At 46.2% G+C, this 13,704-nt stretch carries 11 protein-coding genes and 1 pseudogene; all 12 read right to left on the bottom strand.

Annotated elements, in window-relative coordinates:
* Positions 1-45: 45 nt before the first annotated feature.
* The 12 genes and pseudogenes from ppsA to ACHHV8_RS13505 all read right to left on the bottom strand — a co-directional run bounded on the left by ppsA (position 46) and on the right by ACHHV8_RS13505 (position 13,419).
* Positions 46-2,639: pseudogene (gene ppsA, locus ACHHV8_RS13560) on the bottom strand (phosphoenolpyruvate synthase).
* A 422-nt stretch (positions 2,640-3,061) separates the two neighbouring features.
* Positions 3,062-3,427, bottom strand: a complete 366-nt coding sequence (locus ACHHV8_RS13555; RefSeq protein ID WP_395158725.1) for a type 1 glutamine amidotransferase family protein — start codon at positions 3,425-3,427, stop codon at positions 3,062-3,064.
* A complete protein-coding gene (locus ACHHV8_RS13550; protein ID WP_395158724.1) occupies positions 3,424-3,750 on the bottom strand; it encodes a hypothetical protein in 327 nt (108 codons plus the stop codon). Before ACHHV8_RS13550 ends, ACHHV8_RS13555 begins: the two co-directional genes overlap by 4 nt.
* 251 nt (positions 3,751-4,001) lie before the next feature.
* Positions 4,002-4,853: a GNAT family N-acetyltransferase gene (locus ACHHV8_RS13545; protein WP_395158723.1), complete on the bottom strand. Its 852-nt coding sequence runs from the start codon at positions 4,851-4,853 to the stop codon at positions 4,002-4,004.
* 43 nt (positions 4,854-4,896) lie between these two features.
* The gene (locus tag ACHHV8_RS13540) at positions 4,897-5,754 is read right to left on the bottom strand and encodes an STM4011 family radical SAM protein (protein ID WP_395158722.1); all 858 of its coding nucleotides are present in this window, start codon (positions 5,752-5,754) and stop codon (positions 4,897-4,899) included.
* Positions 5,751-7,127, bottom strand: a complete 1,377-nt coding sequence (locus ACHHV8_RS13535; protein WP_395158721.1) for an STM4012 family radical SAM protein — start codon at positions 7,125-7,127, stop codon at positions 5,751-5,753. Before ACHHV8_RS13535 ends, ACHHV8_RS13540 begins: the two co-directional genes overlap by 4 nt.
* A 20-nt stretch (positions 7,128-7,147) precedes the next feature.
* Positions 7,148-7,933 (bottom strand): STM4013/SEN3800 family hydrolase, encoded by a 786-nt coding sequence (locus ACHHV8_RS13530; RefSeq protein WP_395158720.1) that lies wholly within the window; start codon positions 7,931-7,933, stop codon positions 7,148-7,150.
* 19 nt (positions 7,934-7,952) lie between these two features.
* Entirely contained in the window at positions 7,953-9,170 is a 1,218-nt protein-coding gene (locus tag ACHHV8_RS13525) for an STM4014 family protein (protein ID WP_395158719.1), read from the bottom strand.
* Positions 9,171-9,172: 2 nt separating this feature from the next.
* Complete coding sequence (locus ACHHV8_RS13520) at positions 9,173-10,018, bottom strand: STM4015 family protein (protein WP_395158718.1); 846 nt, start codon at positions 10,016-10,018, stop codon at positions 9,173-9,175.
* A 333-nt stretch (positions 10,019-10,351) separates the two neighbouring features.
* Positions 10,352-11,926 (bottom strand): hypothetical protein, encoded by a 1,575-nt coding sequence (locus ACHHV8_RS13515; protein WP_395158717.1) that lies wholly within the window; start codon positions 11,924-11,926, stop codon positions 10,352-10,354.
* Positions 11,927-11,983: 57 nt separating this feature from the next.
* On the bottom strand, positions 11,984-12,199 hold the full coding sequence (locus ACHHV8_RS13510; protein WP_395163499.1) for a hypothetical protein: 216 nt from the start codon (positions 12,197-12,199) through the stop codon (positions 11,984-11,986).
* 359 nt (positions 12,200-12,558) lie between these two features.
* Positions 12,559-13,419, bottom strand: a complete 861-nt coding sequence (locus ACHHV8_RS13505) for an NAD-dependent epimerase/dehydratase family protein (RefSeq protein ID WP_395158716.1) — start codon at positions 13,417-13,419, stop codon at positions 12,559-12,561.
* Positions 13,420-13,704: the final 285 nt, after the last annotated feature.

The following is a 13,704-nucleotide window of genomic DNA, read 5'->3' as shown; positions in this document are numbered from 1 at the left end:
CAGATTACTTTACCGGAAGCTTTTCAACCGTCGGGCTATTCTGCATTATAATATTTCGATATATCCTTCTGTTCCATGCACGCGAATGCGCTGGCCATCCTTTATCAGCTTGGTGGCATTGTCCACTCCGACCACTGCCGGCAGACCATATTCACGTGCGATAACGGCTCCATGGGTCATCAGCCCGCCAACCTCGGTGACCAGACCTTTTATAGATATAAACAAAGGGTCCACCCCGGGTCAGTAAAGGGGGTAACTAAAATATCTCCCTCTTCCAGATCCGCATCTTCCATACTTAAGATAACGCGTGCCCTCCCCTCAACCATTCCGGAAGAAACAGGCAGCCCTGCAATAGCTTCAGCCGGGAGATTCTCCCGCTTGTACTCTCCCGTAATGATTTCACCATCCGATGTAATAACACGCGGCGGAGTCAGTTTGTCATACAGTTTATACTCGTCTTTTCGCTTGCTGATGATCTGGTAGTCCAGTTTATTGGTGCGGACAACATCATGAAGTTCTTCGAAAGTGAGATAATATACATCTTCGTATTCATGAATAACGCCCGCTTGTACAAGTTGTTCGGCTTCTTTTAGTATGGCCTGCTTATAAACGAAATAGCGATGAATCATCCCGTATTTGGGATATTCCCGGTAGCCGATGAAATTCCGGATAAGGTTGATCATTCGTTTGGTTTCTTTGGCTTTGTGCTCACCATCCGGCAATTGCTTCAATCGAGCGAGCAGCTCTTGTTCTTTTTCCAAAGCTTCCCGGAGCCCTTGCTCAAATTTCCGCTTGCCGGCATTAGGCTCAAAGTTCTTGATGTTACTAAGAATCATGGGGACTAGTGTAATTGGTTTCTCACTCCAGCGCGTTCTTGTAATATCGATTTCACCGGCACACCGCATCCCGTATTTATGGAGATAAGCCTCGATAGCATCCCGAGCTTCCCGGCCGCCATTCAGCTTCACCAGTTCATCCAAAAAATGATCCTCTGTTACATGCTGCAAAAAATCAATGACTTCCGAATAAGGACGAATCACATCCGCGACATCAAGCAGCGCCAGGCCCATTTCCGAAGTAATATTGTTGGGTACAGATTGAGAAAGCGTATCTGCTGCGTTTTTTTCGCCTAACCACGCGTTTATGTTTTCGTTGATCCATGATGTAGCATTCATAGCAGCCATAAACACGGCCGAGCTTTGCGGGTCGAACAAGATCTTCTTTAATTGCTGGACATCCTCCAGAATAAAATCAAATAAATCCGCCCCCGATTTCGCCTGGATGTTTTGTTTCAATTCTTCGATCGATGTTTGACTACGCTTAATCAATTCAGAAACGATTGTCGGATCGTTCTCGAATTGTACCGGCGTATCTATATTACTTCTGCTGGGAACCGGTGCTGCTTGATCATTTGGTACCAATTTTATAAAATCCCGCTCTATAATGGTCATGAGTGCGCCTTTGATGAGCGGATCGGATCCCACGGTATTTAATAAAGCTTCCTGGCCGACCGCTGTGGCCAGCCTGGATCCAATATCAACAAACAATCTTCCCCCGGCTCTACGCATAGGCGCAGGAGTAACTAGCAGGAAAAAGGACAATCCCAAGGGTTTGATGGGATCGGTCATCATTTGTTGATGTCCAACAGATAGATACACGTGATTTTCTTGATCATTCGCTTCAGGGATCGGGTATAAAGTAGTGATCGGCCGGCTCTGAACAATATAAAATGTATCATCAGCCAAGCACCATTCGATATCTTGCGGGCAGCCGAAATAAGCTTCGATCTGTCGTCCGATCCGTGCCAGCTGCAAAATTTGTTGATCGGGAAGGGTTTGCGTCTTTTGCCGGTCAGGATCGATCTGCTTTGTCTCCGTTCCGTCTTCTTCCCGTCCATAGATAGCCAATGTTTTGGCCGCTATCCGCTTATCGATGATTTCCCCTTGCTGTACTTTATAAACATCGGCGGAGACCAGGCCTGAGACAAGCGCTTCTCCAAGCCCAAAGCCGGCATCGATGGATAGCTGCTTCCGATTGGAGGTCATGGGATCCGCGGTAAATAAAATTCCCGAAGCCTGCGGGAAAACCATCTTTTGAACGATAACCGATATATAAACTTGACTGTGGTCGAATCCATTTTGCATACGGTAGATTACCGCACGGTCCGTAAACAGGGAAGCCCAGCATTTGCTGATATGCTGCAAGACGGCTTCTTTACCGATAATATTTAAATAGGTGTCTTGCTGGCCGGCAAAAGAGGCATGCGGTAAATCTTCTGCAGTCGCACTGGAACGTACGGCATAAGCATGCTCCTCGCCATACCGCGAGAGATAGTGCGTCACTGCTTTCACAACATCGGAAGGAATTTCAGCTTCCATAAGGATTTGCCGAAGCTTCCTGCTGATTTCACCAATTTGATCCCGGTCTTCTGCTTTTAACACGGTTAGTCGTTGGAGCAAAGCGCGATACATTTCGTTATGTTCGATGGCTTGTTGAAATCCTGCGGTTGTCACACAGAACCCTTCCGGTACATGTATTCCCTCCATTTTTGATAATTCTCCTAAATTGAACCCTTTTCCGCCCACGAGCGAAAACTGCGTTTTTTCCATTTCCTGAAAATCGAGAACCAAAGAACTCATTCTACATCTCTCCTATCCATTAAATTGAGAAAAAACATTTGACAAGGGCTAAACCAGCATGCTATAATTAAATTGTAAGATAAGGTATCTATGTTCACGAATCAGAATTGACATAGACTGATTATATCACCGTGCCTATATATATGCAATAGGAAGAGGGTATCCCAAAGCCATGAAGCTGGCTAGGGACACCCTCTTTTTTCATATTTATAATACCCGGCCTACAGAGACACACTGCCTCATTCGAGACATCAGGAACAACCGAGAGTTCAAGCATATCCTGTCTCGAGATCAATCCAGGAGATCACATTCTTTTCAATAAGGGGTGTCGCCCTCTCCTTACGCCTCGAATGAATTGTCTATCCATATACAAAGCAGCCAGCAATGCTGCAAAGCTTAGCAAAATGGGTATACCGAAAGCTTCATAGGAAAACGCCTGCTCTTTTTTTGTTCCATTGGTACGCTTGGTTAAACGTAAAAATCAATTCGGTTCGATCCACATAATAAGGGTCTACCTTCGGACTCTTTACAAAAGAATAGGAAGGGTAATGCATTTCATTAGCTATTTTATCCGCCATAGGTTCGCCTAATTGCTGCGAGATCACATAGAGGACGGCATCGATTCCCGAAGTGAGAGCTGCTGAAGTGACGATGTTGCCGTCCGCGACATAGCGAACATCCCTTCTCCATTTTGTTTCAGGATATTTATCGATTTCATGATAATCAAAGCTTTTCCAGTCGGTAACTGCTTCTCTCCCTTTTAATAAACCTGTATCGGCCAGATTCAACCCTCCGGCGCAGAAAGTGTTTTCATGTTTTTGTCCGGAGCAACTGCATATACGTTATAAAAATCCGTCATGGCGAACATTTCATACGGTACCATAAAATCGAATATTTCAGTCGTCGGATTGGATAAAAGCACAGCTACTGTAGGTTTTTCTGGATGATATTCAGGAACGCTCATGTCTTGTAACGCAGGCATGGGTGTTTGCCGAACGGGATTCCAATATGCATGATTGGAATGAATATACCCAAACGCACTAACCCCGCCAAAAAGGATAGCGAACGTCATTACACAGGCAACGACGCGTAATAATAATTTAAACTTCATACTTGATTCTCCTCTGGATCCAATTTGTTCTCTCTGTTGCCGCAGCACTTAAATATACCCCCTGGTGGTATTTAATTTAATTTATATACCCCCGTTGGGTATATAAATTATAATTTTTAGTGAAGTCCTAAGTATAAACATAGATGGCGGTAAGTGTTAGCTTTGGCGGCCGCAATCAATTTTCCTGCGATTCAAGCGTCCAATTAACAAAACGAGGCCGCCGATACCAATCGGCAGCCTCACCCTACTAATTACAATGTTTTTCGTATGATTTCCATTCTATACTTTTCTTTAAAGCCGAGGCTGTCATACAAATGTTTGGCGTAATTCCCGACAACACACCAAAGCTCAACTTGTGCACTGCCCCGCCGGTAGATCTCATTGCATAAATACATAACAAACTTTCTTCCTATCCCAAGCCCTTGAAAGTCTGTACGGACGGAAATACTGCTGAGTTCATTCCCGGAAAGATGGCTGTAAGCGACGATTTCCCCATTTAGTTCGTAGACAAAACGGTTTTCCGCATCCTCTTCCCATGCTCTCCTGTCTTTTTCACTGGGCTGTGCAATCACAGAATCGGGAAAACAGCCGACTCGGACGCGCATTTCATGAAAAGCTGCCGCATACAGGGACTGACTGGCTAGATAGTCTTCGTCCGTATACAGCCTGACCGGAAGCGTCTCCTCCAAGGGAAACGGGTCACCGGATCGCTGCATTAAAACCGATGAATAATAGGGGGCATAACCATGCTGACGTGCAAACGCAAGAGAGGATGGATTATTAAACCGAAAGGAGCTTCTGACTTTGCCGGTTCCGCCTTCCCACAATTTGGCTTCGGCATACTTGACCACTGCAGACCCGATTCCTCGCCTGCGAAATTGCGGAGCGACAAACACCGATAAATAAGACTGAGAAGCAGGCTCGTTCACTTGAGCTATCGCAACAAGTTCTTCCCCAATAGATGCGGTAATGAACGATTCCGGTGCATTAGCAAGCATCCGCAGCAGGTCTTCACCCGCTTCCTTATCAGAGCTTAATAGTTCCCTTGCGGCATTATAATCTTGTTCACTTATATGACCGTACCGGATACCCGCTATATTCATCGGTCCTCGATTCCTCCGTTTTAATAAGGTTATCTGTTCTCCTCTACGGCAAAATAGCGATCCGCTCGAGTGCGCGGTCTCCGTAAATAGGTTCGAATGGCTGCCCTTCCATATGGATGTAGCCTATATAGCAGTCACACTGCTTCATCCGGCAAGGCCGTTCTTTCGAAATACCCTCCAGCCCGTCTTTATACAAATTTCCGATCACTTGCCGATCCTTATAGCAGCGCTTTACGCGTCCGTCTCCCTGGACGTAAAATACATTGTGCCCGGCGCGGCAAGGCTTGCCCATGCTGTCGTAATCCTGGACATTCAGAGTGAAATAGGGATCGATGCGAGTCAAAAGCGCCGTATCCTCAGCAGAATAATAATCGGGCTTGTCTTTGTAGGCGTTCACCCACATATAAACATCGTCAGGCAGTGCCTGCCTTAATGATGCAATGGAATGAAACGCGCTCTTGACACCGACACAGCCTACACTGAACGGGATTTGTTGTGCGTAGAGCTTGCCGCATTGCTGCAAAAATCGCGCTTCATCCGTCTGTCCGGGATGGTAGGTTACCCAGAATGCAGCAGTCACCGGATTCAAATCGGACGTCCAATCGAGCTTTGCGGATAAGTTCGTTTGTATTGCAGCTTTGTCAACGTGCCGCATATGGGACAGCTCGACCAGGGCCTCACTGTACCAGCGATGCGTCAGTCCTTCGCCATAAGGATTAAAAAACACGGACAGCTGATGTCCGCTATTCTCCTGATTCCTCACCCAGTCGACAAATGTCTGCACCTGCTGCCGATCCTTAGCCAAGGTTTCTTGACTATCCGTGTTCTTGCTGAAAGGACAGTACGGACAGTCGTAATTGCATGAGCTTAAGCTCCCGCGAAAATAAATCACCGCTTTCATGAGAGCACACAGCTTTCCATGAGGCCCCGTATATGCGGGGAAATAAACCAATCCCCAATCGCATCGGAGTACATAAGCCCTTCTCCCGTCAGCCGCAGCACCTCATGCTCTATTACAGCAAGCTCCGTATGCACAAGCAGATTCAACTCGGGATAATCGGCGAGAGCTGACGCTGTGAACCGCTCCGTATAGCTGCTCAGTGCCAGACCTTCGGCATGAAGCAGCGCTTTTAGTATAAAGCGGCGCCGCTGATCGTCCTTGTTCAACACAATGCCGTAATCGGCATGCGTGTAGTCGGCTGCAGCCACGTAGTCGGCGATGATGCTCGCCGTAGCTGAACGCCCTACGCTGTACCGTGAGGAATAATGAACCGATCTTGTGTAAGATCGCGCACCGCAGCCGAGTCCGATCATGCCTTCCTCCTGACAGCCATAAGGAAGCAAGGTTTTCCCCGAGCCCGCTTCCGCTTTGGCAAATCTGCGCATAGAGTACTGGGTATACCCATGTGAAAGCAAATATTCCCGCGCCGCGCTGTAAAACCTCGCCCTCTGATCTTCACCGCTCTGTTTGATGTGCTCTGGCTTTACAATCGTGTGCTCGCGCGTATACAGCGGATAAATAAATATTTCTTCCGGCACATAAGACAGAGCCTTATCCAGTGAATACAGCCATGAATCAAGGGTTTGACCGGGAAGGCCATAGATCAAATCCAAATTAAGAATCGGAAATTGGTACCGCTTGAGCTGTTCCAGAGCTCTCTCGACTTCCTGCGGTTTTTGCGGACGATAGATCGCATCCGCTTCAGACGCGATAAAGCTTTGGATCCCCATGCTGACCCGGTCTACCCGCCTGTCTTTTAAAATGGTGAGGCGTTCGGAGGTTACCGTCTCAGGAGAGGTCTCTACCGAGATGGAAGCTTGGCCCGGATCCACGCCAATCACATCTTGTGCAATATGAAACAGCCGATCAAGCTGGACAGGCTCGAGTAAAGTCGGCGTACCGCCTCCGATAGCAAATCGGGCAACCGGCTTATTCTGAATAAACGGAGCCCATTGTGCTGCTTGTCTTTCCAAAGCATCTACATATTCGGCATGCACGTCGGCTCTCTTGTCAGGCAAGGTGAATAAATTACAAAAGCCGCAGCGCGCCCCGCAAAAAGGGATATGCATATATAAAAAGAACGTATCTGCCGGCTCCCGGTCCCACAGCTCGGAAAGCGGCAGCTTCGTCTCCAATTTCCGATAAGAAGTTTTATGCGGATAAGAGTACAGATAAGACCGGTAAGGCTCCGATCGTAAGCTGTCCTTCCAGCTGCGCAGAGCATCCGGATTCTGAATGATGTCCAAGTAATTAGGGTAGACCGTCTGGCTCATAAGGAACTCCTCCTCTCACCTTACAAAATAAATTCGCGGTAAGGCACGTTCCACACGACCTCATGCGCAAGCCTGTGGCCGTTGTAGCCATCTTCACCGAAGGCGGTGCCATGATCCGAGAACGCCATGCAAAACACAGGCCGTTTCCGTTCTCTGAATGCCTGAAACAATCGTCCAAGCTCTCCGTCAACATACCGGAGCGCCGCGCGCTGTGTTTCCACCGAATCTTTCTTCGCACCTGGAACGTAATAATGATTCGGCCCATGAATCGCGGAAATGTTCATAAACAGAAACAAACGTTCCGTTTCGTCCGAATTTTGCAGCAGCTTGAGTGCATGGTTTACCTGATGCTCCGTCGAGCGTTGATTCGTAACCCCAAAGGTCATTCTCCAGTAGCTTTCCTGGAAATAAGCGGGAAGCACTTTGGCCAGCGGAACCTTTTTCGTAAAAAAAATAACGCCGCCGATACAGATCGTACGGTAGCCCTCTGCCTGCAGTCCGGACACGATATCCGTCGAATCAAATTGCCATGTATACGGATGGGTCTTTAAGCCTGTATTCTTGGAATGAAACAATCGAACATGCTCCGACTTATCAGTATTGGCAGGAGTCGGCAGAAACCCGCCAAAAAAAGCATGATGCGCCGCATAAGTGAAGCTGCCCGGCGTGTGCCGCTTCTCCCAATGTCCGCCGCCGCACAAATTCGGGCAGTTTTCTTCCTCCAGAACGGCGGCGTCATAGCGCAGCGTATCCAGTGTAATCATAAGAAGATCATGACTTCCTACAATTTCATTCATGTTAAACATCGTGGTGAACCCTTTCCATTCAGATAGTCGAAGGGAGTGAAGCCATTCTCATTTCCCATGCATAGGGGTCATGTCCTTCATAATGACAATGATATAGCAAATCTCCGAACGGATTAACATCCAATACATAAGGCCGTAAGGATCCGCTGTTGAGTAATACATCAATGCCCGCAACGGTGGATTGTGGAAATACCGCTAACGTTTGTTCGGCGCATTGCCGCACGGCAGTCTGAAGATCGTCAGGCAGATCGATCTCTTCCAAGCCCATTCGATCGCTGTCGAGATGCAGGTTCGTTATAGGTGTTCTGCTTACCCTGGCAATACTATGACAAGCCTTGCCTGCTACGACAAGCTGCCGGATATCGAAAGTACGGTCCCGATAGGAAGCTTTCGGAATCCACTGCTCTACATGAGCGCCATGGCCCAATAACCAGTTGATGATCTGGCGTATGATTCGGCGTTCTTTGTAGGTCATCAGCTTTTTTACGTTATAAAATAACGGAGGTCTGGCTTGATAGTTCTCCACCCCTATTGTAGTTATGGCCCATTCCGCCCCTGTAACCGGGTTTACTTGGTACGCAATGACGCCGCAGGCGCCGGAACCCGCTGCCAGCTTAATAAATAGACGGTGTATTCGTTCATCTGCCATCCTGTCCCGCAGCGTTTCGTAATCCGGAATAGCTTCCGGCGCAGCCAATCTTCTGGGTACCGGCAATCCGGCTGAAGATAAGAGCTGGTATGTATGCCTTTTGTCGAACATGGCGGTTATGTCCTCGGGAGCATTCACCCATTGAGGCGTATCCCACAGCTGCCCCGCCTCCCTGTCCAGTCGAGATAGCAGCCTGCAATAGCCGCGAAACCACTGGGAAGGATGATACAGCTTGCCCTTGATTTCTTTCAATCCTCGAGCCATCTTACCCGAAATAGGCGAAGCTACGCTCTTGTTATACCTATGCCAGCGATCGTCATCAGGGGAGCTGGCCGCATCAGGGGCGCCAAGCGCAATAAGCTCGCGTTCCACTTCAAAATGCTCCCCCGGCGCGTCAAGCCGCAGCAAGGGCGGTTCATCCATCGTTTGCCGCAGGCTTTGCGCAATCGAGCTCAAGGATGCTTTTCTCTGCAGCAAGTCGATATAATTCAGCACAAGGGCTGGGGGCAGCCCCAGCCGGGCTCTTGCCGCTTGCAGCCCCGTTGTTCTTCTATTACCGGAATTTCCAATGACAATCATCGATTTCATCGTTATTCCGTCAGGGAAGGATAGCGGTAATCCTCGTCATCATCAGCATCCTGCTGATCGCTGATATCTACGTTGAGGCCCGATTGCTCCCAGCGATTCACCATCTCATCCGACATGTAATGATAGCTTAAATCAAGCAGGTCCAGTTTTTTTACCTTCTCGCTATGAATAAGGGCCTCCGCTCCTTTATCCGTTAACGTGCCCATGGAAAGATCCAACGTATGTAGTTGATCAAGAATCGGCGCATTAGCTACGGCGATAGCAATTTCATCCTGAATTTCGCTGTCCTTGAGCCCCAGATAAGTAAGCTGGGGGAATTTCCCCAGCTCGATCAGCGGGAGAACATCATCCAGACTTCCGTCAAATCCGTACTCTTCAACCCCCAGATAAAGCTCAAGCTTCTTCAGACTTTTGAAGCTGCCATTGCTAATGCTCGTAATAACGTCTTTTCCAAGTCCGCCGCAAATGATAGTCAGCTCCTCCAGCTTTTCATGATGTGCAGGCTCAAGGCTGAGACCTGTGCTTCCTTTAATTGTGAAGGATCTGAGCTCGGGATAAGCGGATAGAATCGGCCCCAGATTGGATTGATTAATCCAGGAAACCTCGCATTCTTCATAGGACATATCGCCAATAAACAAGCTGCGCAGCTGCGGGAAGCGGTCTTTCAACCGAACAAGCGCTTCTACAATTTCACTGGAATCATTCTCATACGCGCCGCCCCAGTCGCCGATGATAAGGCTTTCCAGCTGCAAGCTTTCATCCTTGCCTGCGAGCTCCTCTATTAAATCTACGATTTTGACTCCATTCTCGTATTGATCATAATCGATAGATAATTTACATTCGGACATAACCATACCTCCTGGAAATAAATACTAATCCTTCACTATAAATTTCATAAAAAAATCTGCAATTCTTTATTGCAGACGATGTAGCTCAAGTTTGTTTAAGTCTATGTTAAATTTTCCGCTCATTAACAGATCTAGTCCTAGTAGTCCAGTATTCTGTTTTTTACGAGGTGGTGTATGTGAAAACGTGGGAATCAGTAACAAGTTGGCTTAAACTCCCGCTTTCATTTTCCAATTGTAAGACGGGGGATTTTAATTATTGGATTACGAGGTATCCTGCTGGATGAAGTTGTACAAAGTAAAATGTACAGAAATACTGGCAGACCTCTACTTATTTTAAGTACGTCTTAGTTGATCGTAAATATCTTTTTTTCTAGTTTTTTTAACAAAAGTAAATCCTGTATCATCTAAATTTGGATTGCTGATATTTAAATTTAACATACTAATCAGATTGGAATATATTAAAACAGCCACTGCTTCTATTTTTGAATATTTTTTGTTTCCGTTTTTAATTGAAAAACTTTTCCATTCTCCAAGATTATCCGCTAAATCACGCTGCGATAGAATATTTGTACATTCGTCTCGTACTGTAAGAAAGAAATTAAATTTAAAAGCGTTTTGACGACAAGCTTCATTTTGATAACCAGTATAAGCAGTAACTGTAAATTGCGCCAAACAAATATCCATAAAAGTACAAAATAATGGACGAAGAGAGTATTCAGTTGTCAGTCTATTGACGATGTGGTGAAAAATATTTCTGAAATTAACACAGGAATAACTGTAACTTGGAATTACGCCGTCCGTATATCTATTTCCCGCTGCTTTCATTTCACATCTAAACGGCTGCTCTGTTATGCGTTTGGTTGATAGTTTTACAGGGTAGGTCAGAGCCTCAGTGTCTCTAAACACTGAGTAATTTTGACTCGGTTTTGAATGAGGAGAACTTGCGATGCCAGCAGCAACGTCACATGCTTTAGTTGAGTCCAGCTTATTCAATACCATTTTCATGAATTTTTCTTGATATTCGCCTTGCATTTTTTTGACTAGAGTATTAAACAGTTCGTTATACATTGAGATTGAGTACGATAAAAATTCCTTCATAGCATTTTGATATTCTTCGACTTGTTTTTCGAAACCAGCGTCATCAATATCTATAACTCCTGCCCACTGTTCGACTTCGGGTAGATTAAAAACAAAATTATTAAGCCTATATTCCTTATCCGAATTTCCTAATTTAATAATAGAATCGTATAGGTCTTTATCGCTATATTCTATATTCTTTAAAATACTCTCCTCGAATTCTTTATCATTTCGAGTAACTTTAGGATATCTTCTTAAAGAAAAGATTGGGGTTTTCAAATTAGTTTGCATCACTAAATCGATAATTTTAGAAAATATAATAGGTTGTTTAATTTGAGAGATCGAGAAAAACAAAATTGCATTTACATCATATGTAATACCCAGTTCGTCAAAGCTTGGAACGTTATTTCCATCGATATCGCCAAGTCCTCTACTGTCTCTAACTACGATGGAATTAAATATTTCACTTTCGGGCATAATCCCTTCTTTGCAAGGGAGTTTTATGGTTATGTCAGTACATACTTGTGCAAATCCTGTATCATTAATTTTGTTGATGACTTGTTCGATTCCATTTTCTTGTCTGCATAACTCTTGTAAGTTTAGAAGTATATCGCTTTTTTTCTCTTCTTCCACACATACGCAGTCAGTTACAAAAAAGTCAGGGGTAGTGTTGCTGAACTCGTATGTGGTTGTAATTTTTGTCGTGTTTGCTCCACCTTCTTCTTTGGCAGCAACGTACTTTGATATATCAATTTTGCTTAGGGAAGAAACAAATGTCGATTTTCCCGAACCTGCGGGTCGTAAAAGGAGAATAGTGAATTTATTGCTCATTGAAACACAAATCCTCTCAAATTTAATGTTTTTAGTCTACTGATCAATATCCATTTTTTAACATTTCCTCAATCCGATCCCTTTTCTAATTTTCACAATGACTTTATCTTTAGATGTATGATAAATCAATATATTATTTTTACTATTTAGTAATTCTTTCGTAGCTAGCTCATCGCTAATTGGACCAATAACTGCAACCTCGTCAATAATCTCTTCATGATCTTGTTCTTCTGAATGAAGTATTTCAAATTTAACGAATTGATTTGGATATATTTCCCTGACCTCTTGCCAATTTGATCCCCCCTAACATTTTAAATAATTGTATCATATTTGGGTTGATAATTATTCTGTTCTTCTTTTGTTGTATTTCCTCTAAAATGTATTCAATGACATCTAATAATATTAAAAAGAACGCTGCAATTGAGATATATAACAACCACTTCTCAGTTGCATTGATTATTGGTGTTAGCCAGTTGGCCGGTTCAACCCAAACATGCCTTGACGGTTGGACAAAACCTCTTTCAATTTACGGCTAATATCATTTCATTTGTATAAAAGCAGCTCAATCAAGTCCTTTCTTCCATTATAGCAGCTTTCAGCATACCTTGTTCTGCTTCAAATCAACCTGCTGCCTATACATTACCTCCAAGCGTATGGCGGAATCCTTCTCGCCATGAAGTAAACTTCGGCTTCCAGCCGTGCCGGAGTGCTTTTTCATTTCGTGCTCCGCGTTCGCCTCTCGCGCTTCCCGTCTCTATCCTTGGCTTCGGTGCACCAAGGCAGTCTGCGTAAAACGGCAGCCATTCGGTGCCGGCTGCGGGTTCGTTGTCCACGATGTTGTACGCTCCCGACGGCCAGTCCAGTGCCGACACAGCCGCTGCTGCGGCATCTTCCGTATAAACGAAGGAGCTTACGCCATCCGCAGCAGCTATCTCTCCCCGGCGTACCTGCTCCGCGATCAAGCCGTCCGGAGCGTACCATGTTCCGCCGCCGTACAGCAAGCCGTACCGGAGAATCACATGCTCCGGCATTTCCGCCGCGGCGACCTCCAGCGCGTGAACGCCCAGTACGGTCGCTCTACGCGGCGCGGGCGCCTCAAGATCGAGCGGACAATCCTCCGCCGCCGGCCCCTCCCGGGGCGAATAGGTCCAGGAGATGCTTTGCGCAATCATCCGGTGAACGCCAGCTGCCAGCGAGGCATCCACCAGGTTTCGCGTCCCCTCTTTGCGGATGCGCGCATTGTCCGCAAAATTTCTGGCCTGCAGTGAGGTTAATTGATGAATGACCACCTCGGGAGAAGCCTCGGCAAGCACTCTGATCAGGGTCTCGCGATCATATACGTCCGCTTGAACAAAGGAGGCTCCGGCTTCCTTGATTTTGTCAGCGTGCTCCGGATTGCGTATGATTCCGGTCACTTCGTGTCCTGCTTGTACCAGCATCGGAATGAGCAACCTCCCGATGACCCCGCTTGCTCCCGCTACTGCTATTTTCATTTGAATCCGCCTCCGATTTCATTGTATTGTTCGTGCTGTGAGCCTTGAATACTCCCCGATGGTGAGCGCTGCCCGCAATAGCTGACACGTTAAGATAAGCCTAAAAACGGGGAGTGCCGCCTGAATGATCCGGCTTCAGGAAACTGGCAGGAAATGCGGTCCGTAAATATGTATAATAAAGCCAGCAGATCAACGTTCTGCCGACTCCCCACTGCACGGCAGGCCCGCCTTCTTGAAGATAAGAACAAGCCATCGGCCCATGGATTGATTTAAGCATACGGGACG

Origin of the sequence: Paenibacillus sp. TAB_01 (genome assembly GCF_043945595.1) — a bacterium.
Taxonomy (GTDB): Bacteria; Bacillota; Bacilli; order Paenibacillales; family NBRC-103111; genus Paenibacillus_S.
This window is presented reverse-complemented; position numbering and strand designations above follow the sequence as displayed.

Bases quoted from the DNA above. Each gene is read 5' to 3' on its own strand.
- ACHHV8_RS13550 (WP_395158724.1), bottom strand. From the start codon at position 3,750: ATGAAGTTTAAATTATTATTACGCGTCGTTGCCTGTGTAATGACGTTC.
- ACHHV8_RS13545 (WP_395158723.1), bottom strand. From the start codon at position 4,853: ATGAATATAGCGGGTATCCGGTACGGTCATATAAGTGAACAAGATTAT.
- ACHHV8_RS13540 (WP_395158722.1), bottom strand. From the start codon at position 5,754: ATGAAAGCGGTGATTTATTTTCGCGGGAGCTTAAGCTCATGCAATTAC.
- ACHHV8_RS13535 (WP_395158721.1), bottom strand. From the start codon at position 7,127: ATGAGCCAGACGGTCTACCCTAATTACTTGGACATCATTCAGAATCCG.
- ACHHV8_RS13530 (WP_395158720.1), bottom strand. From the start codon at position 7,933: ATGTTTAACATGAATGAAATTGTAGGAAGTCATGATCTTCTTATGATT.
- ACHHV8_RS13525 (WP_395158719.1), bottom strand. From the start codon at position 9,170: ATGAAATCGATGATTGTCATTGGAAATTCCGGTAATAGAAGAACAACG.
- ACHHV8_RS13520 (WP_395158718.1), bottom strand. From the start codon at position 10,018: ATGTCCGAATGTAAATTATCTATCGATTATGATCAATACGAGAATGGA.
- ACHHV8_RS13515 (WP_395158717.1), bottom strand. From the start codon at position 11,926: ATGAGCAATAAATTCACTATTCTCCTTTTACGACCCGCAGGTTCGGGA.
- ACHHV8_RS13505 (WP_395158716.1), bottom strand. From the start codon at position 13,419: ATGAAAATAGCAGTAGCGGGAGCAAGCGGGGTCATCGGGAGGTTGCTC.